At 60.5% G+C, this 19268-nt stretch carries 13 protein-coding genes; 5 read left to right on the forward strand and 8 right to left on the reverse strand.

The features are described 5' to 3' along the window. Window positions 1–26: 26 nt before the first annotated feature. From DES53_RS23005 to dinB, 5 genes are all read right to left on the reverse strand, one after another. Window positions 27–1718, reverse strand: a complete 1692-nt coding sequence (locus DES53_RS23005; RefSeq protein WP_170157324.1) for a hypothetical protein — start codon at window positions 1716–1718, stop codon at window positions 27–29. A 111-nt stretch (window positions 1719–1829) separates the two neighbouring features. After that, window positions 1830–2204, reverse strand: a complete 375-nt coding sequence (locus tag DES53_RS23010) for an Hpt domain-containing protein (RefSeq protein ID WP_113960670.1) — start codon at window positions 2202–2204, stop codon at window positions 1830–1832. A gap of 40 nt (window positions 2205–2244) precedes the next feature. Beyond that, the gene (locus DES53_RS23015) at window positions 2245–6252 is read right to left on the reverse strand and encodes a response regulator (RefSeq protein ID WP_113960671.1); all 4008 of its coding nucleotides are present in this window, start codon (window positions 6250–6252) and stop codon (window positions 2245–2247) included. A gap of 147 nt (window positions 6253–6399) precedes the next feature. Then, window positions 6400–6978 carry a peptidoglycan-binding protein gene (locus DES53_RS23020; RefSeq protein ID WP_113960672.1) on the reverse strand — a complete coding sequence of 193 codons (579 nt, stop codon included), beginning with the start codon at window positions 6976–6978 and terminating at the stop codon, window positions 6400–6402. An 89-nt stretch (window positions 6979–7067) separates the two neighbouring features. Further along, on the reverse strand, window positions 7068–8144 hold the full coding sequence (gene dinB / locus DES53_RS23025) for a DNA polymerase IV (RefSeq protein ID WP_113960673.1): 1077 nt from the start codon (window positions 8142–8144) through the stop codon (window positions 7068–7070). A 284-nt stretch (window positions 8145–8428) separates the two neighbouring features. Between dinB and DES53_RS23030 the strand changes: the two genes are divergently transcribed. Together DES53_RS23030 and DES53_RS23035 are read left to right on the forward strand one after the other, a co-directional pair. After that, entirely contained in the window at window positions 8429–9295 is an 867-nt protein-coding gene (locus tag DES53_RS23030; RefSeq protein WP_113960674.1) for a sulfurtransferase, read from the forward strand. Window positions 9296–9395: 100 nt separating this feature from the next. After that, window positions 9396–9857 carry a SufE family protein gene (locus DES53_RS23035; RefSeq protein WP_113960675.1) on the forward strand — a complete coding sequence of 154 codons (462 nt, stop codon included), beginning with the start codon at window positions 9396–9398 and terminating at the stop codon, window positions 9855–9857. Between the two features lie 345 nt (window positions 9858–10202). Here the strand turns inward: DES53_RS23035 and DES53_RS23040 are convergent, their stop codons facing one another. From DES53_RS23040 to DES53_RS23050, 3 genes are all read right to left on the reverse strand, one after another. Continuing rightward, complete coding sequence (locus DES53_RS23040) at window positions 10203–10709, reverse strand: class I SAM-dependent methyltransferase (protein WP_113960676.1); 507 nt, start codon at window positions 10707–10709, stop codon at window positions 10203–10205. Between the two features lie 113 nt (window positions 10710–10822). After that, window positions 10823–12397 carry a S1C family serine protease gene (locus DES53_RS23045; RefSeq protein ID WP_113960677.1) on the reverse strand — a complete coding sequence of 525 codons (1575 nt, stop codon included), beginning with the start codon at window positions 12395–12397 and terminating at the stop codon, window positions 10823–10825. Between the two features lie 57 nt (window positions 12398–12454). Further along, window positions 12455–13993, reverse strand: coding sequence for a S1C family serine protease (locus tag DES53_RS23050; RefSeq protein WP_113960678.1), 1539 nt, complete (start codon window positions 13991–13993; stop codon window positions 12455–12457). 311 nt (window positions 13994–14304) lie between these two features. On the opposite strand from DES53_RS23050, the gene DES53_RS23055 reads away from it, so the two are divergent. The 3 genes from DES53_RS23055 to DES53_RS23065 all read left to right on the forward strand — a co-directional run bounded on the left by DES53_RS23055 (window position 14305) and on the right by DES53_RS23065 (window position 19108). Further along, the gene (locus DES53_RS23055; protein ID WP_113960679.1) at window positions 14305–16911 is read left to right on the forward strand and encodes a M1 family aminopeptidase; all 2607 of its coding nucleotides are present in this window, start codon (window positions 14305–14307) and stop codon (window positions 16909–16911) included. Window positions 16912–16920: 9 nt separating this feature from the next. Then, the gene (creC, locus tag DES53_RS23060) at window positions 16921–18360 is read left to right on the forward strand and encodes a two-component system sensor histidine kinase CreC (RefSeq protein WP_113960680.1); all 1440 of its coding nucleotides are present in this window, start codon (window positions 16921–16923) and stop codon (window positions 18358–18360) included. A gap of 139 nt (window positions 18361–18499) precedes the next feature. Further along, entirely contained in the window at window positions 18500–19108 is a 609-nt protein-coding gene (locus DES53_RS23065; protein ID WP_170157325.1) for a L,D-transpeptidase family protein, read from the forward strand. Window positions 19109–19268 lie beyond the last annotated feature (160 nt).

Raw genomic sequence — 19268 nt, forward strand, 5'->3', positions numbered from 1 at the left:
ATCGTTGCGATCGCGGGACGGTAAACTCACTGCGCACGTTCGCCGAGATACCGGAGCAATTCCTCCTTCGGCTCATGCAGCAACAAACGTGGTATCAACTTTGCCGGCAGGTTGAGACGTTGGGAAATGTCGCGCATCGTTTGCAGCCACTCCGCGACGTGGGTCGGATCTTGTCCCTGCAAACTGGTGGCAGCGCCAGAGACGGTTCCCTGTCTTGCGAGGGCGAAGGTCGTGGCATCGGCGCCAGGATCCACCTCACCATCGAAGATCACGGCAACGGTGCCGTGGCCGGGCCATGATTTCAGCCAGAGCGGACCGCGCGGCGCTTTGCGGTAGGTGGCGCTCTCGAGATCCGGCACGGGTCCGCACTCGACGGCGAGCGCCACGGGGCACTGGTGTTGCACACTCCACTCGAGCCAGGAGGTGGCCCAGGCGGCAGCGTCACCAGCGTCACTGCGGTAGTTCATCACCACCACGCGAGTGGAACGAGGCGCGAGACCCTTGAGCAGCTTTTGTGCAGCGGGCTGAGCGATCAACCAGAAGGGCACCACAGGCTCCACCCTGAGAGGAGCCTTGCCCGGGGTGAGTGCTTCATACATCTGCAACCAGTGTTGATGCCACAGTTCCGGCTCCAGGCGGAAGCCCGGCAGCAGATATGGTTCCACGTCATACTGGATGCCATCGAGGTATTTCCCATGCAGCGCCGTGAGTTGTTGATGCCGTGCCACCACGCTCGACTTCTCCTGTGGCAGGATCATATGGGGATCTCCTTCCACCGCCACGATCTGGAAATCCTCTTTGCGCAAGTCAGAGAGTGCGGGCAGCGGCCCCTCTGCTCCATGCTGCAACTCCCTCGGCAGCGCGAGTTGCAGCACCTTCACCCCTGCCTGCTTCCATACTGGCTTCAGTCTCCGCCATTCCTCCGGCTTGGTGGACCAGTTCCACACGCCAAGCTCGGTGTTCACAGGTTTGGAGGCCCCACCACCGGGGCCTTGCTGAAACGAAATCGACGACACGTGCAGGTCCGCAGCGTGATCATCAGGCGCCAGCAGTACCACGCGCAATTGTTTCGCTTCCGCGAGGGTCTTGGGAAGCTTCAAGGAAAAGGCGGTGTCCGCGCCCTTGAGTTCCAGCGTCTCAAGAATGGTGGCATCGCCAAAGCCAGCGCCGTTGTCGAAGGCGAGTCCGGTCCTGATCTTCCCTTCGCCGCGGGCAACTACCTGAAGTATCCACGGCTCCTTGCCGGCCAGCACTGGAAGTCTCCACGAGCGTGCCGCATACAGGCCGGCCGGCCTGGTTCCCGGCTTCATGGTCCATGATGGTGTATCAGAACCGGTGGCTTTCTCCTGCACCCGTTCCTCCACGCCAAAGGTGGTGAACTCAAGATTGCGTACCAGATTGACTCCCGGCGGTGCTGGCAACAGAGGCGCTTGCTGGCGCAGCGGAGAGCATTCTTCCACAGCGGGAGGATCGGACTGCAGATTGCCGATGAGCTGTACACCGCCCTCTGCCTGCTCCGCCAGTCCGGGAGGAAGAATCGCAGCCCAGCGCACATGGCCCTTGGGGATCGCGAGCTTCGCTTTCGCCTCCTTGCTGATCGGATCGGCGCCTTCCAGTTTCAGCACACTCCAGGTGCCATCCGGATTCAGCATCTGTTGCCAGCGCGGCGTGTCCGCCGCGGGCGTTTCCCCCGGGGGAAGTCTGTGGATGGAAAGCATGGGGGCCTCCTCGCCCTGTGCAGCAGAAGTCAACATGCCCACGAATCCCGCCACGATGGGGAGGAGTGGCCGGGGAAGCGGAAGACAGGGACACCACGATTCCATGAGCGGTCAGCCGGCGGAAATTGGCGCATTTGGAATCTCGTAACCGCGCATGCGCAACTCCGCACGCACTTCTTCGACAGCCTGGCGGAGTGAGGCCACCGCGGCGGCGCGGGCCTCGGTCGTGGTGGCTTCAAATTCGGCCACATTCCAGAGGAACGCGGCTTTCGTGAAGCCCATGGTGCCGGCGGAGCCGCGCGCACGGTGCGAAATCTGGCGCCAGTCGGAATCGCTTCCCGTACGCAGAGCATGCTTCAATCCGGCAAGCGCCTCTTCACTCTGGGTCATGGCCAGCTGGACAAGCTCCAGATCAAGTTCCGGCTCGCCGGTCAGGCACGACTCAAACAATTCATCATCGATAGTGGCGTGGTCAGCAGTGGACATTGGTCTACCAGTCGGGGTTGAGGAAATGGGAGGACCTGCTTCAGGAAACTGGGGTGGCAGATCCGGTCATCTTCTTTCGTTCGTCGAACGCCTCCCGCAGGGCAGCCGCGAGATCGTTGCCGCGGATCGGCTTGCTGAGATAGGCATCCATGCCGGCGGCGAGGCAGTTCTCGCGGTCACCAGCGACAGCGTTGGCCGTCAGCGCCACCATGCGGGGCCGCTGATCGCGTTCGTAGAGGCGGCAGATTTCACGGGCTGCCTGCAGACCGTCCATCTCCGGCATCTGCACATCCATGAGGATCAAATCAAATTGCGTGCGCTCCAGCGCCGCGAGCACCTCTAGACCGTTGGCGGCGATCTCGATGCGATAGCCGAGCCTTTCAAGAAGCAGAGAAATCACGCGCTGGTTCACTGGGTTGTCCTCGGCCACGAGGATCTTCAGAGGATGATCGAGTGCGAACTGCGGATCGGCTGTGGTCGAGGGTGCTTTGCGCCGCACCGGGCCGCTGCTGCCCAGGAGCAGGCGGGAGAGGCTCTCATAGAGGGCGTGTGTCTTCACCGGCTTCGCGAGGATGGCGCTGACGCCGGGCTTCTCCGCGAGTGAGCTGGCATCACCCATGGAGGTGAGCATCAGCACTGGCATCTGCTGCAGCGAGACCTTGGCACTGATTTTCTCCGCGAGCTCAAATCCCGACATGCTGGGCATGTGACCATCCAGGATCGCCACATCGAAGGGATCTCCTTGTTCGATCCAGGACAGGGCTTCCGCAGGAAGGGCGGTTGTGCGCGGCACCATGCCCCACGCCTTGCTTTGGGACTCGAGGATCCAGCGGTTGGTTTCGTTGTCATCCACCACCAGCACTCGCATGCCTTCGAGTTCGTGGCCTTGTCCACGCTGATACACCTGGGGCGGTGATACCTCGGCGGGGCGCAGCGGGATCTCGAACTGGAAATCGGCGCCGTTGCCGGGCTGTGATTCCACCCACACATTGCCCTCCATGAGCGTAATGAGGCGATGACAAATCGCGAGGCCCAAACCGGTGCCCCCGTACTTGCGGCTCGTGGAGGAGTCGACCTGACTGAAGGATTGAAAGAGGCGATGCTGGTGCTCGGGAGAGATGCCGATGCCCGTGTCTCGCACGGAGATGTGAAGCTTCTCCGCAGAGTCCTGCCCGCCGGTGCGCTTGATGCGCACGAAGACCTCGCCGTGCTCGGTGAACTTCACCGCGTTCGAGATGAAGTTCACCAGGATCTGGCGGAGCCGCGAGGGATCGCCGAGCACATACCCTGGCACCGAGGGCTCGATCCAGTAGAGCAGATCCAGCTTCTTCCTCGAGGCCTGGCTCGATACGAGATCGAAGGAGGACTCCACGCACTCGCGGAGATTGAAGGGAATGCGTTCCATCCGGAGCTGGCCCGCCTCGATCTTCGAGAAGTCGAGGATGTCGTTGATGATGCCCAGCAGCGTGTCACCGCTCATGCGGATGGTATTCACGTAGTCGCGCTGGCGCTCATTCATGCTCGTGTCATGGAGCAGCTCTGACATGCCGATGACCGCATTCAATGGCGTGCGGATCTCATGGCTCATGTTTGCCAGGAATTCGGCCTTGGCCTTCGCATGCGCCTGCGCCTGCGCGGTGGCGACCTCGAGTTCCCAGTTTCGTCGCGTCAACAGATCCGCGGCCTGGTGGGGCTCATCCACATCCTGCACCACGCCTCGCAGGGAAATGATGTTCCCGAGCTGATCCCGCACGGGTTCGCCGCGCATGTGGATCCAGCGCTGGCGGCCTTGTCCAGTGGTGATGCGTGCTTCGAAGTCGAAGACCTCGCCTTCACACATCGCCCTCTGCACGGCCCGTTCTACAATGGGACGCTCGGCGGGTGCGAAGAAATTGAGGGCCTCCTCTGCCTTGATGGGAGTGCCCGGCTCCACCTCATAGATGGCATAGGCGGTGTCTGACCATTTCAAACCGCCGCCATCCAGCAGGAATTCCCAATGTCCGAGTTTTGCAATGCGACCCGCCGCATCCAGGAGAGCGCGCGCGTTTTGCTCGGCACGCACGGTCTTGCGCAGGCGTTCTTCCATGCGCTTGCGCTCGGTGATGTCCACCGCGGTCCCGAGGAATCCTGTCGGCTGGCGCGAGGCGTCGTAGGCTACCGTCACCGTGAGCTCCACCGTCTTGTGTGTGCCATCCTTGCAGACATAGGTCCATTCCCGGCGCTCCGTCCCGTCTTTCCTTGGAATGGCCACGAAGGTTTCGAATCCCTGCACCTCACGGCTGAGCTGCAGGCTGAGTTCCTTGCCTCGTGTCTTCACCTCGTCAGCCACGTGGAAGAGGGCCGGGGTTTGTCCCATCATCTCCTCGGCCTGGTAGCCGAGCAATTCCTCAGCACCCCGGCTGAAGAGCGTGATGGCACCTGTGGCATCCGCGCCGACGATGGACACACCCGTGGCGCAATCCAGCACTGCCTGCAGGCGCGCCTCGCTTTCGCGCAACTGCTTCTGTGCCGCCCGCCGTTCCTGCATTTCCGTGCGCAGGTTTTCATTCGCGAGGAAGGTGGCCCTGGCCTGGCTGCGCATGATGCGCAGCGCCAGGGCTGAGATGGCCAGCAGCGCGGTGAAACCGAGCCCGAAAACCAGAATCAGATTGGGCAGCTTGCTTTGAGTGCCGGCCATCTCAGCCTTTGGACTGAGGGCAAAGTCCCAGCGCCGCCCAAGCAGTTCAAAGGTGCCGCTCGCTTCTGGGCTCTCCACGACCGCCCCATTGGTATCCACGCTGTAGATGACTTTCCCATTCTCTGTAACGGATACCTGGTAGTTTTCGGCATGCGATTGCACCAGCACCTCCTTCAGCAGCCTTTCGATATCAACCGCGGCGAGGATGTAGCCATCGAATGCGCCGTTGGGAAACAGCGGCCTGCATACCAGCAGGCAGGGACGGCCGTCTGAAATCGGCACCACTGGAGAGAGTGCACGTACGGTGGATTCACGCGCTTGGGAGGTGACTTCTTCAATGACGCGCTGGGTTTGCTCGGGCACCCCCTGCGTGATGGAGTGCTCCCGGTCAGGCGTGATCCATCGCTGCTGACCATCGGCGCTCACGCGCTCGATGGAGTCAAAGATCTTCTCATCACGCAGGTAGGCCATGGCGTCCTGCTCCCATTCCGATTGCGGTGTTCCCTGGCGTGACTCCCAGCGAAGCGCCATGCGATCCACGGCGCGCAGGCGCGAGCCCAGTTGCTCCGTGACCGAGCTCACCAGGTTCTTGGCGGTCATGCCAGCATCGGCCTTCTGAGTGTTGGCCTGGTCCACAAGCAGCGCCTGCCAGAGCAAGAATGTCGCTGCTGCTCCCGCGATGCCGAAGGGCACCGGAAACCAAGGGTGATCCTGCGGTGTCTTGGTCTTGAAGTTACGCAGTGTGGCCGCCAGAACGCCCACGGAAAGGATGACGACCCCTGCAGCACTGTGCAGGGCCATGCCGGTGAATTGCCCCCAGGCATACGTACCGGTGAGCCCGATCGCGTAACCCACCAGAGCCACGGCGCTCAGGGACAGGGTGAACGCGCCGACCACCCAGCCCACGGGACTGTGGAGAGTGCGCAGCTTGGCCGTGGCCAGCACCGCGAGGGCCGTACCGCACAGCGCAAAGCAAAGCGAGGAGGGCGGCGACGGCTTTAGATTCGGCTGATCCTCAATCGATGGCAGGTGTTCCGTCAGCCGATCAAATCCAAACTGAAGCCCAAAGGCATACTCCAGGCACAGCAGCCACCCCACCAGCCCGGTGAGAAGGCTGAGCACCATTGTAATTTGCTTGCGCCGAAGACCATGCGCGGTGAGCGCGATCCCGATCAAAAGAAAACACACCGCCGTCAGGAACTGCATCACCGCGTAGTTCTCGCGAATCTGGATGATGAACGGCTGGTGCAGGTACCAACCTGCCATCACGGTCAGCCCCAGTAATGCCACCAGCGCGCCGCAGGCAACAACGAGCACGCGCGCCCGATTTTGTTGCTCCACGGACGTGAACAGGTGGTCGACCTCGGCCATGATTTGATAATTACCATAATCGTGTATGCCCCAGAAATCGAGCGCTCTTTCGCCTTTTTAAATATTTCGCACCCTTTCAATAAAAAGGGCCTCCCTCGAAAGGGAAGCCCCTCGGATTTCGCTGCTCTACCAGGCAGGAAGGTTCTTTCAGATGCCCAGGGAGCGCAGCAGGCTGGAGGTCACCGTACCAGTGACGGGCAGTCCGCGATCCCGTTGATAACGGGCAATCGCATTGCGGCTGCCAGGTCCAAGGCTGCCATCAATGGGGCCATTGTAGTAGCCGCGGCGGGCCAGGGCGCGCTGCACCTTGGCGTCCGTGGAGTCCATCTGCCATTCACGGGGGTAGTACTGGCGCGGCACGGATTCACGGTTGCGGTAGTATGAGACTCCGGGAGTCTGGTAATAGTAGGGCGCATTCGGCGGACCGTAGTAGTAGCCCTGGCCAGCATAGCCGGTGCCGAAGGTGATCACAAAGGTGGAGCGAGGAGACGCTACATAGCGACGGTAGCGGTCGTCCCGATCGCGGTTTCCATGATGGTGATGATCATGATTGTGGTCGTGGTCATCGTGACGGTCGCGGTCGAACTTCTCCTCGATCTTCTTTTGCTTCTTTTTCAGAAAGTCGAAGGGATCAGCCTTCGAAGTCGCCGGCAGTGCCAGGCAGGCAACGCCTACCATGGTGGCAGTGGTCAAAACGCGGCTGAGATTTGATGAGGTGATTTTCATGACGGGGATTTGATTTGATTTGCCTAACGAATCGCTTTGACGGGGCAAACCGGCTGCGCCTTCAACTCTCCCTCACATTTTTAGATCGATTAGATCGAAAGCAGCAGCTGCTCCCGAACGGGTGGTACCAATGTGGATACACCAATGCCAATCAGTCTCAGTGGCTGAGTCACCAACTGGTGCCGCGCCAGCAAGTGACAGGCCAGGCGGTAGACGTCCGCCGTATTCGAGACTGGATCCGTCAGACGCACCTGCCGGGTGAGTGTGGAGAAGTCGCTGTAGCGCACTTTCACCTGAACGGTGAGCGCGGCGAGTGCATGCTTTTCGAGCGTCTGTGCCACGTCTGCCGCGAGCTCTTTCAGTGCCGCCCGCAAGGTGGGACGGTCGTCCGTGTCATTGAGGAACGTGTTCTCCGCGCTGATGCTCTTGCGATCCTCGCTGAGATCCACGGGTCGCTCATCGATGCCCATGGCGCGGCGCTTCAATGTCTCCGCCCAGGATCCCACCATCGGGGTGAGATCCATCTCGGTGTCCTGGATATCGGCGATGGTATGAAGGCCGCGATCCGTGAGGCTTTGCGCCGTGACCGGGCCCACACCATGAATCGAACGCACGGACAATGGCCGCAGGAAAGCGACCTTGTCTTTCTCCAGAATCAGTGTGAGACCGTTAGGTTTGTTGAAATCGCTGCCGAGTTTGGCGAGAAATTTATTCGATGCAATGCCAACGCTGGCGGTGAGGTGGCGCTCCTCCCGGATGCGGCGCTTGATCTCGCGGGCCACGGGCAGCGCAGCCTGGAGAGCCGTATCGGTGTCAGCGGTGTCAGGGAGATCCGCGACTTCGAGGTAGGCCTCGTCCACGGAGACGCGTTCGACTTTCGGTGTCACTGCCCGCAGGATCTTCATGATCTCCTGCGACTCGGCGCGGTAGACTTCCATGCGGGGTCTCACGAAGATGCCATGGGGGCAGAGACGCCCTGCCGTACGGGAAGGCATGGCGGAGCGCACCTTGAACTCGCGCGCCTCGTAGCTCGCGGCGCACACCACTCCGCGGCGATCCGGTGGCGAACCCACGATCACCGGTTTGCCCAAGTATTCCGGATGATCCCGCTGCTCGATCGACGCGAAAAAGGCGTCCATATCGACATGGAAGATGACACGCGGCATGGGGTGCTAGGGTGGCGGTGGCACTTCGAGTGTTCTTTGGAACAGTAAAAAGAGCAGGCACCCACGCGCAAGCGGGAAACCACAGAAACAGAGGGCGGAAGAGTGGGTCACGGCTCCTGGATGGAATCGCGGCGCGTACCCTAGAGGCATGCGTTTCAGGTCCTTGAGCGCGTGTGTGCGCATGAGCTTCATAAAGATCTGTGCTGCTTCCTCGCCTTGCTTTCGCGAGTGCGTGGCGCATGTTGACCTCCCAACCTGGCTCTCCCAACCCAACTGAACACGCCATGAATCCGAAATTTTCCGCCTATGCCAATCCCGACGTGCTCGTGGATACGGAATGGCTTGCCGCCCATCTGAATGACCCGAACATCCGCATCGTGGAGAGCAATGAAGACGTGCTGCTCTATGATACCGGCCATATTCCGGGAGCCGTGCATATCGACTGGCGCCGCGACCTCAATGATCAGGTGGTGCGCGACTATGTGGGCACCGAAGAGTTCGCCCAGCTCTGCCGCCGCAACGGCATCACCCCGGACACCACGGTCATCTTCTACGGTGACAAGTCGAACTGGTGGTCCTGCTATGCGCTTTGGGTCTTCACCCTCTTCGGCCACAAGAACATGAAGCTCGTCGATGGTGGTCGTGCCAAGTGGGAGGCGGAAGGCCGTCCCCTCACGCGCGAAGTGCCGAAGTATCCGGAGACGCAATACCCCGTGCCGGCAGAGCGCAATGACGCGGCCCACAGAGCCTACTTCCAGCAGACGCTGGAGCACATGCAGGCGAAGAAGCCTCTCGTGGACGTGCGCAGCCCGAAGGAATTCAGCGGTGAAGTCACTCACATGCCTGAGTACCCGCAGGAAGGTGTGCTCCGTGGTGGCCACATCCCCACCGCCAAGAGCTGCCCCTGGGCTCGCGCCGCTGCTCCGGATGCGACCTTCAAGACCCGCGAGGAACTGGAAGGCATCTACGGCGGCGAGCTCGGCCTCAAGCACGGGGACGACATCATTGCCTACTGCCGCATCGGCGAGCGCAGCAGCCACACGTGGTTTGTGCTGAAGTACCTCCTCGGCTTCCCCAACGTGCGCAACTATGACGGCTCCTGGACCGAATGGGGCAACATGGTGCGCAGCCCGATTGAGAAGGGGGCGTAAAGAATGATGAGTTGGGGGTTATTGGTCGGGGGTTGGTTGCTTGCTTCAAGCTCCCGACGTATTCACTGATGACCCTCACGTTTAACGCCTGACTTTTTCCATGTATCCCGAGCCACTCAACGACCTCATCGATCTCTTCGAACACCTTCCCGAGCAGGAAAGGCGGGAGAATCTGATCGTGATGTCCGACGGCGCGGCCAAGTGCGGACCCAAGGAAGGCGAGCCATTTGATCTCGAGGACGTGCGCAAGGATGAGGAATGCACGGACACCGTGGGCATCTTCCTGCGTGTGGATGAAGGCGACCGTGCCCACTTCGCCGTGAGCCTCGGGCCGAAGGTACAGACTCTGACCAAAGCGATGACCAGCATCCTGTGTCGCGGCTTGAATGGCGCGAAGCTGCAGGAGGTGCTCGAAGTGCCGGCGGATTTTGTGCCCCGCATCATCGGCGCTGAGCTGGTGCGCTTGCGCAGCCAGACGGTGTATTATGTGCTGAGCCGTATGAAGACGGCGGTGAAGATGTTTATGGATCGCCGGCGCGCGGCTGCGGCTGCGGCGGCGTAGGAAACACGGCTCATCAAGAGAATGCAGTAGCTGGCCCCGCTTCTCTGCGCATGAACGTCAGGTGAAGGATCCCGAAGCGGTGCCGAAGGCCTTGGACTGCGCGCAGCCTGCTGCCGCTTTCCTAAGGTGCAGCCTGCTGCACGCTTCACTGCGACGAAGTCGCCTAACTTCAAGGGCGCATCATGTTGCAAGTGAGCGGCACTATCGCCACAGCAGGCTGCGTGCACTCCAAGGATGCTTCGCATCACAGCGTCTGGATCTGTCGCGTGTATCCCGTCTTCTTCCTCCATTGCACGGGACTCTTGAGCTAACGCATGATGGTCCTTGTAGGACGCGACATCTCCTTCAAGGAGGTAACTTCTCAATCGCTTCCATGGTAAAGGGGCCGCTGGCTCCCACGCGCAGTGGCACGGGAGAGTGCGGCATCTGCTTGCGATAGGGAGGGTAAATTTTTCGCAACAGGTGAGTGGGCATCGGATCCCACACGTACAGGAAGTGATATGGGTCGCTTTTGCCCCCTTCTACATAAGGCTCCTGCCAGTCGAAGGTTTGCTTCTCACCCCGCTTGAATGCTTTTCCATCCCATTGGTCACCGATGACGTAGTGATAGCCATCATAGCCGGCCGGATCCGGAGAATGTAAGCCCAAATAGGCGACACCAATCACTGGAAATGCCGAGGTGTTTTCCACCTCGTACGTAATGGAAATCTTGTCTTGGGTGAGGCGCTTGTATCCCACCACTCGTACGGTGAGCGGGTCTTTGAGGGTTAACTGGACACCGACATAGCTGCCTCCTCCCAGGAGAATCACGATGATGGTAATCAGAATGATGACCCTCGTCCGGCGTGGCATGGACCTATGCTACACAGCGTACAACGTCGTCCCAAATAAAAAAACGGGAGCATCACTGCTCCCGTTTTCATGAAGATGATATCTGATGTCTCTCAAAGCTGGCGTTCGAGCCACTACTCAATCCGCTTCAGCATCCCCACACGATATGGCACATCCATGAGCTTCAGGTTGTCTGACTCAGCAGTGATGGCATCGAGGTAGATAAGCTTGGGGAAGTCTTCGAGCTCGACGGTGTGCAGCAGGTTCTGGGGCTCTTGGAAGGCCTTGTCGAGATCGCTGAGATCGTTGATCACCTTGCCATTCACCTTGTTCACGATGCTGCCACCGATGCGGCCATATCCCTGGGTGCTCCGCGTGGGCAGGGCACCGGAGAGGAAGATGATCTTCTTCTTGCCCATCTTTTCATACTCATCCGCGTGGCTCGCGATATGCACGAGGCGAAGCGGGCCATTCGTCTCCCAGTTCTCACCGAAAGACTGCAGATAAGGAATGGACAGCTCCTGGAACACGAGGCCACCCATCACGAGGAAGTTCGCGCCGCGGTCAAAGAGATACGGCCAGACTACAAAGTCCTTCGGATCCTTGCGGGTGAGCTTGCCGGAGAGAGCCTGCTCCTTGCCCTCGCGAAGCACCTTCAAGCTGACCTTGTCTCCCACGTAGCTGTTGCCACGTACGATGTGACTCATGTTCAGCGGACCGAAGACAGGATCCTTGTAGTCGCCACGCGCATCGATTTTGAAGCCATTCAGCTCGGTGAGGATGTCACCCTTCTTCAGGCCGAGGCTTTCCGCGCTGCCGCCCTTGGCGACCTCGCTGATGTACACACCCTGTTGTTCCTTGCCCATGCCGAGGTATTCACGGAATTGCTCATCCAGCGTCTGCTGGAACTCGACGCCGAGGCTGGGGAAACCCTTGTAGTCTCCAGAGGCGATGTCCTTCAGGAAGTGGGCGATGATGGGTCCGGGGAGCACCGTGGCGGTTTGATCGCGCGAGTTGTAGCGCAGCAGCAGGCCCGCGAGCTTGCCATTCTTCACCACAGGCAGGGTGAAGCTGTTCGCTTCGCTGCGGATGATCCCGATGGTCTCGTACACGAGGAAATGGCTCGTATCGAGAACGTAGCGCGAGGTGAGCACCTTGTTGATCTCCAGATCCGTGGCGATGAGATCACCCACGCGGCCGAGCTGCCAGACCTGCAGCTTGTCTCCGATGCGCGCGCTCGGTTCGATGGAGATGGCCTTGAGCGCGGAGAAGAACTCCTTCGCCGCCGTCGCCGGCTCCAGCACCGCGAGGTTCGCGTCATAGTCCACGGCCTTCACCTTGGCGCTGAGTTTCTGGCCGGTGTCGGCCTGCTCGAGCTCAATGTAGGTCGCATCCGCCACGATTTGCGCCGTGACGAGGATCTGGTTCTTCTCCATCAGCACACCGAGACCACGGCGCGTGCCGGGAGAGGTCTTCTGCCACGGCACCCGGAAATTCCAGGCCTGGTACGTGACATTCACCCGCAGGAGCGAGGTGTTCTTGCCCGCCGCCTCGACGATGGGGACTGGCACCACGGCCACAGGTTCATCACTGACGGCGCTCTTCTCACCGCCACGTCCTTGTTGCGGGCGGTTCTGTGTTTGCGCGAACACCGGCGCAGCCAGCATCAGCAGCGCGGCGATGGATAGACGAAAGGGATTCATAAGCATGGAAAGCAAAGGAGAATCTTGGAAAATAGCGGACTCAGAAGAACAGGGCGGGACCGGTTAGTCCCCGAGGTAGCTGTCCTTATCCACGCCGTACTTCTGCATGATGAGCGGCTGGGCGGTCTCCGCGAGGTCACGGCGCAGCACGAGCGGGCGGTTCTTCTCCAGCAGCTTCACCACGGTGAATTTGCCGTCGCCTTCCTTGTGCTTCAGCGCTTCAGCCACGTCCTTGAGCGTCTTGATCTTCACCCCGTTGATCTCGTCCACAATGCTGTGCTGGTACCCCTGCAGGTAGCTGTTCACTTCATCGGGAAGGATGGCGGTGAGGACAATGACCTCGGGGCGTTCCTTGAAGAGTTCCTTCGTCACATAGTTGTCGAACCAGTAATTGACGAGCGGGTCACGGATGCCGTGGGCTTCCATCAGGTTGCGCGTCATGGGCTGGAAGAGCAGGCCTGCGTAGAGCACATACTTGGGACGTTGATCATATTGCTCGCCCAGCATGAGGTAGGGCAGGTAGCGCTTCAGGGCGATCTCTATCTGCTGGGGCTTGCCCTTGCGCAGGATGTCCATCTTGATCTTGTTGCCGGCGAACTTGCGCTCCACGACTTCGTTCATGTCCACCATCTCGCCATCCAGGCGGATGAGGCCGTTGTTGTAGACCGGGCTGCCATCGATGGCCATGATGACATCGCCCACTTCCAGGAGGCCGCCGGCGCAGCTTGCGCTGTCCACATTCGCCACCATCACGCCGATGCCGTTGTCTTCCAGACCCAGCGCCTTGAGCTGCGCAGCGTTTTCAATGGGGAAATCCGTGACTGCCAGATCCATGTAGTGATCGTAGCTGCCGTCTTCAATGTCCTTGAGGAAGCGGCTGATGACCGGCACCGGGATCATGTAACCCACGTTTTGTGCTACTGCGCCGCTGTAGCCCTGGAAGGCCACGCCTACCACCTTGCCGCCCTGTAGGACAGGACCGCCGCTGTTGCCGGGGTTGATGGCCGCATCCACCTGGATGGCCAGGTGCTGGTCGATGCCGCTGTGCGAATAGCTCTGGAAGTCGATGCGCGAGACCACACCACGAGTCACACTCACACGATCACCGCCGATGGGATAGCCCACGGCGATGACTTCGGTGTCGAGCTTCGGCACGCCATCCAGCACGAGCGGCTTCAGGTCGGCAAAGCGCTTGGGATCTTCCGGCTCCAGCATGGCCAGGTCGCAGTCATGGGCGATGTGGGTGATCTTCGCCTCGTAGGGCTTCGGGTCATCGGTGGTGCGGATGAAGATCTTGGTGCTGTTGCTCACCACGTGCGCGTTGGTGATGAACTTGTTCTTCCCCACCAGCCAGCCGGTGCCGTTGCCACTGGTGGGCCGGCCGGCCTGCCACGGCGTGCGGTAGTCGGGGAGCAGGAATTCCGCCTCAATGCGCACGATGCCCTCGAAGGGATCCTTGCCAATGGGGGCGTTCTTGGGAACGGCCTGGGCCTCTTCGGCTGCCGCAGCTGCAGGCGCCTCTTCTTGTTTGGTTCCTTCGCCCAGAGCGGGCAGGTGGAGCGCCGTCAACAGCAATGCCGGCAGGAGCAGGGACTTGGACATAGGCATTTATGAGGAAAGGAAAACGCAGAAAACGGTCGTCTTGGTCAGGGAAGACGCAAGATTTTCCCGGCTGGAGCATGAATAGCGACCATGAGACGCTCTTCCGTCCAGTTGGGCAATCTCAATCTTGGCTGGCATCCCCAGCCCGGCTGGGACCGAGTCTGATCTTGGTGTCTTCTGGCAGCGATCTGTTGCCGGGAATTTGATGTTTTTCATCGCTTTATGACGCCCGGAGCACGCTCGCCAAGGGGCGGAGGCCTGCCCCAGACTGTCTCTTGCTCCGTCCAGTTCCCGCCGCTAGCATCCGGTCCATGTCGCGCATCCTCGCCCTGGCCGTCTTGCTGAGTTGTGGTTTGGAACTCACCGCCGTGGGGAAGGAGGAGATGATCTGTCGGTGTGGGCGGGGCCATGCCCATCTCCTGCCCGCCCCTGTCAGCGAAAAGCCGGGGCGCAAATATGCCCGCGACCGTCATGTGGACGTGCAGCATCTGCAGCTCGATGTGACCCCGGATTTCGCAAAGCGCACCGTCCGGGGCACGGCCACCTTGATTTTCCACCCCATCGCCAAGCCGGTGTCGGAGCTTGAACTCGATGCCGTGGGCCTTGTGGTGGAAAAGGTCTCCGTGCAGGGCGCGACGCTCGCCAGCCATGAGGTCACGGATGAGAAGCTGGTGATCCATTTCAAGGATCCCGTGGCGCCGGATGTGCAGGCCTCTGTCAATGTGACGTATAGAGCGCAGCCCGAGCGCGGCCTGTACTTCCGCACGCCAGAGATGGGTTACAAACCCGGTGATACCCAACTGTGGACCCAGGGTGAGGCGGAGCTGCACCGCTTCTGGTTTCCCTGTTACGACTATCCGAATGAACGCTTCACCAGCGAGGTCATCTGCCACGTGCCGGAAGGCATGAGCGTGATCTCCAATGGCGTGCTGGTCTCGCAAACAAAGGACGCGGGTGGATTGCAGGCCTGGCACTGGAGGCAGGACAAGCCGCATGTGAACTACCTCGTGGCGCTCGCGGCGGGGTACTTCCACAAACTCGAGGACAAGGTGGGCGAGCTGCCGCTCACGCTCTATGTGCCTCCTTCGGAGAAGGAGCAGGCTGCAGGGGCTTTCCGGGACACCAAGAAGATCATCGAGTTCTACCAGGACGAAATCGGCGTGGCCTTTCCCTGGGACAAGTATGCGCAGGTGTACTGCCTGGATTTCGTGGCGGGCGGCATGGAGAACACGAGCTGCACCTTCAATACGGCGTCCATGCTCTTCCGTGATGAAACGGAGCAGCTCACCACCCTGCACCGTCTGGATGCGCATGAGACCGCGCACCAGTGGTTCGGAGATCTGGTGACCTGCCGTGACTGGTCACACCTCTGGCTGAATGAGGGATTCGCCTCCTACTATACCGTCCTTTATGAGGAAGCGAAGTCAGGTCGCGACGCCATGCTCTACTCCATGTGGCGCGAAGCCCAGCGCGTGCTGGAGAAGAATGACACGCGCCCCACGGTGTGGCGGGACTACAAGGACCCCATGGAGCAGTTTGACCAGCGTGTGTATCCGAAGGGCGCCTGGATTCTGCACATGATCCGGGCACGCCTGGGTCCGGACCTGTATCGCAAGGCCATCCGCAGGTATCTGGAAAAGCAGCGGGGCACGGTGGCGACCACGGATGATCTGATGGACATCCTGGAAGAGGCCTCGGGATTGTCCTTCGATCAGTTTGCTGATCAATGGCTCTATCACGGAGGCTTGCCGGAACTGAATGTGAGCTACTCCTGGGATGCCGGCACCAAGCAGGCGAAGCTGAATGTGAAGCAGACGCAGAAGGTTTCCCCGGAGGTGTTGCTCTTCAATCTGGATCTACCCGTGCGGTTCTGGGTGAAAGGCGAAGCGAAGCCCCGTGACTTCAGCGTGACCGTGAGCAAGGTGGAAGAGGACTTCCATTTCCCGCTGCCCTCCGCTCCAGAACTCGTGCGTGTGGATCCCGACTACACCCTGCTGGCGAAAATGAGTTTCACGCCACCGCCGGACATGCTGAAGCGGCAGCTCCAGGGAGATGTCATCGGCCGCATGCTGGCAGCGCAAGCGCTGGGAGGGAGGAAAGATGCCGAGAGCGCCGCACAGCTGGCCGACGTGCTGAACAAGGACGCCTTCCACGGAGTGCGCAGCGAAGCTGCGAAGGCACTGAAGAAGATGAATACACCGGAGGCGCGTGCGCATCTCGCGCGTAGTCTCTCCCAGCCGGATGCCCGGGTGCGCAGTGACGTGGTGGAGGCCCTCACAGCCTTCCCCCACCCTGAAGCGTGGGATGCCCTGATGAAACAGGCTGCGATGGAGAAGAATCCCGAAGTGCTCGCGGAGATCATCAAGACCTGGAGCCAGCGTCCAGGCGATGCCGCCATCACATCAGCGCTCATGAAGCATCTGGAATCCAACACGTACTGGAACACGGTGGCCGCGGCGGCGATTGCCACCTTCCGCGCGCAGGATGATGCGAGCGCGGTGCCAGCCATTCTCGCGCGCTTGCAGAAAACGCCCCAGGAGTTTGCCACCTGGGATCGGTCGGCGGCGTTGGAGGCACTCGGGTTCCTTGCGCGTGATGAGAAGAATCCCCAGCGTACTGCGGTGTTGCATTATCTGACGGAGCACCTCAATAATCCCCGTGAATCCCTGCGCGTGGCCGCGGCGAAGTCGCTTGGTCTGCTGCGGGATCCCCGCGCGCTTGCCTGGCTTGCGCCACTGGCGGCCACCAGCAAGCCCTTCAAGGATCCCGTGCGTGATGCCGCGGAGAAATCCATCACGGCACTCGAAGCGGCCCAGGCCGGTCCTCAGGAGCTGAAGGACGTGTGGAACAAGCTCCAGGAGCTGCAGAAGAAGTCCGAGGACATGCAGCGCCAGCTGGAGAAAATGCCGGCGAAGTGAGCCCGTATCATGTCCCTCACCTCACGGCTTCTTCTCGGCTTTGCCCTCATCGCGGGCATTGGATTCTGGCTGATGATGGATCAGGTGCTGGAACGTGTGGAGCGCCAGTACCTGGAGGCGGCGGAGGAACCGATGGTGGACATGGCCAATGTGATGGCCGAGGTGCTGGCACGCGACGTGAAACGTGACGGTCGGATCGACACGCAATCCATTCAGGTCGCCATGGAGGCGGCGAAGATTCGAATCTTCGAGGCGAAGATCTACTCGCACACGAAAACGCAGATCAACATGGACGTGTATGTCACCGATGTGCAAGGCAAGGTGCTGTACGATTCATTGCATCCGGAACTCATCGGAACCGTGCTCTCGAAAAGGGATGTGAACCTGGCAAAGGTAGGGCTCTATGGAGCGCGCTCCACCCGTGATGACGAGAGGGATCCGAACTCCTCCATCATGTACGTGGCGGCGCCGATCCGCTCCGACGGCGACATTGTCGGCGTGGTGGCCGTGGCGAAGCCGCAGAAGAGCACCTTCAAGTTCCGCGATGAAACCAAGGCATGGTTGATTCGCACCATCGGCTCATTGGTGCTCTGCATGGTGTTGGGGTCTTTCCTGCTGGCGCGGTGGACCACGCGGCCCATTCGACGTCTCACAGATTATGCCGAGGCCATCACGCGTGGTGAGCGGCCTCCTGTGCCAAAGCTGCACGGCAAGGAAATGAAAACGCTCGGAACCGCTTTCGAAAAAATGCGTGATACGCTGGAGAACCGTGAAAGCGTGGAACATTATGTGCAGACGCTCACGCACGAACTCAAGAGCCCGGTGGCGGCAATCCGTGGCGCGGCCGAGCTCATGCAGGAGGAAGCCATGCCGGAAGCGCAGCGCGCCCGCTTCCTGCGAAACATTCAGGTGGAGTCCCTCCGGCTGCAGGATCTGCTGGAGCGTCTCCTTTCACTCGCTGCCTTGGAGAACAAGAAGGCCCTTGATGAACCGGCCAAGGTCGATCTCAGCGCGATCGCCCGTGAAGTGTGCGACCACTTCACCGCGCCTCTCGCCCAGCGTGGACTCAAGCTCGACTGCTGGGTGCAGGACGGCGTGCACGTGCGGGGGGATGGTTTCCTGCTACAGCTGGCCTTCACCAACCTCGCGCAGAACGCGGTGGATTTTTCCCCCGATGGCGGCGCCGTTTCCATTGGATTGAAGACGGTGGATGATCGCGCCTGCCTGGTCGTGGAAGATGAAGGGCCCGGGCTGCCGGATTACGCGAAGGGACGCGTCTTTGAGCGATTCTACTCCCTTCCCCGTCCGCACAACGGAAAGAAAAGCAGCGGCCTTGGCTTGTGCTTTGTGAAGGAAGCCGCCGCGTTGCACTCGGGCACAGTGGAGTTGGAGAATCGCGATGGTGGCAAGGGCGCGCGAGCGGTGTTCAGTATTCCGGTGCGCAGTTGAGTGGGCTCGGGTGCGCAATATGGGATCACCCATCGAGTGCAGGCCTGCCTCTGAGGGTGTTTTTCAAGGCGTACCATTCACGCCACAAATCCGCGCTTGCAGTCTCCCTTCACGCACGCCACTGATTTTCACGCCTGACATGATCCGCAAATCTTCCCTACTCCTCGGTGCGCTTGGCGCATTCCTTCTGGCATCCTGCGCCTCCAGGCCCCAGGAAAACACTGGTGCGGACTACCTCGCAGGTCTCGGGAATGCTGCACCGCAGGCACCACAGTCGCTGGGTGTGGCAGAGCACACCTCGTATTGGGATGACGATGGCACCAGTGGCGCCGCCTACATCGTGGTGGACCTGCGTCGTCAGGTGGCGGAGTTCTATCGTGGCGGCCACATCATTGGGGTGGCGGCCATCTCATCTGGCGTGGAAAATCGCGCCACTCCTGCGGGCGACTACAAGATTCTGGAAAAGGACATCGACCACGAGTCCTCCTCGTATGGCATCATTGAGGACAGCTCAGGCAAGACTGTGAACGCAGACGCGACTCCCCGTACCCCGCGTCCTCCCGGCACCCGCTATGTGCCTGCACCCATGCACTACTTCATGCGCATCACCTGGGATGGCGTGGGCATGCACGAAGGTTTCCTTCCCGGATATCCCGCCAGCCACGGCTGCATCCGCATGGACCGCCGCGTGGTGCCCAAGTTCTATGAAAACGCCTACGTGGGCATGCCGGTGAAGGTGGTCCGGTAGCCGGTGCGACGGTGAGCGGTGGGACAGTACGACGGCAGGATCAGCCGATTGATCGTCAATGCGCCATGGCAGTGGCGCGTCTTTTCTTTTATTGCATAGCCTCGTGGTGTGACGAAACGGCGGGATTACCTCCCTGAACCGAAGCGTCGAGACTGCGGAA

The organism is Roseimicrobium gellanilyticum, from assembly GCF_003315205.1.
GTDB classification, from domain to species: Bacteria; Verrucomicrobiota; Verrucomicrobiia; order Verrucomicrobiales; family Verrucomicrobiaceae; genus Roseimicrobium; species Roseimicrobium gellanilyticum.

What these genes read in the sequence shown, in the direction of transcription:
- dinB (WP_113960673.1), bottom strand. Translation starts at nt 8,144, where the DNA reads ATGCCGCGTGTCATCTTCCATGTCGATATGGACGCCTTTTTCGCGTCG.
- DES53_RS23010 (WP_113960670.1), bottom strand. Translation starts at nt 2,204, where the DNA reads ATGTCCACTGCTGACCACGCCACTATCGATGATGAATTGTTTGAGTCG.
- DES53_RS23035 (WP_113960675.1), top strand. Translation starts at nt 9,396, where the DNA reads ATGTATCCCGAGCCACTCAACGACCTCATCGATCTCTTCGAACACCTT.
- DES53_RS23020 (WP_113960672.1), bottom strand. Translation starts at nt 6,978, where the DNA reads ATGAAAATCACCTCATCAAATCTCAGCCGCGTTTTGACCACTGCCACC.
- DES53_RS23065 (WP_170157325.1), top strand. Translation starts at nt 18,500, where the DNA reads ATGATCCGCAAATCTTCCCTACTCCTCGGTGCGCTTGGCGCATTCCTT.
- DES53_RS23055 (WP_113960679.1), top strand. Translation starts at nt 14,305, where the DNA reads ATGTCGCGCATCCTCGCCCTGGCCGTCTTGCTGAGTTGTGGTTTGGAA.
- DES53_RS23030 (WP_113960674.1), top strand. Translation starts at nt 8,429, where the DNA reads ATGAATCCGAAATTTTCCGCCTATGCCAATCCCGACGTGCTCGTGGAT.
- creC (WP_113960680.1), top strand. Translation starts at nt 16,921, where the DNA reads ATGTCCCTCACCTCACGGCTTCTTCTCGGCTTTGCCCTCATCGCGGGC.
- DES53_RS23050 (WP_113960678.1), bottom strand. Translation starts at nt 13,993, where the DNA reads ATGTCCAAGTCCCTGCTCCTGCCGGCATTGCTGTTGACGGCGCTCCAC.
- DES53_RS23045 (WP_113960677.1), bottom strand. Translation starts at nt 12,397, where the DNA reads ATGCTTATGAATCCCTTTCGTCTATCCATCGCCGCGCTGCTGATGCTG.
- DES53_RS23040 (WP_113960676.1), bottom strand. Translation starts at nt 10,709, where the DNA reads ATGCCACGCCGGACGAGGGTCATCATTCTGATTACCATCATCGTGATT.
- DES53_RS23005 (WP_170157324.1), bottom strand. Translation starts at nt 1,718, where the DNA reads ATGCTTTCCATCCACAGACTTCCCCCGGGGGAAACGCCCGCGGCGGAC.
- DES53_RS23015 (WP_113960671.1), bottom strand. Translation starts at nt 6,252, where the DNA reads ATGGCCGAGGTCGACCACCTGTTCACGTCCGTGGAGCAACAAAATCGG.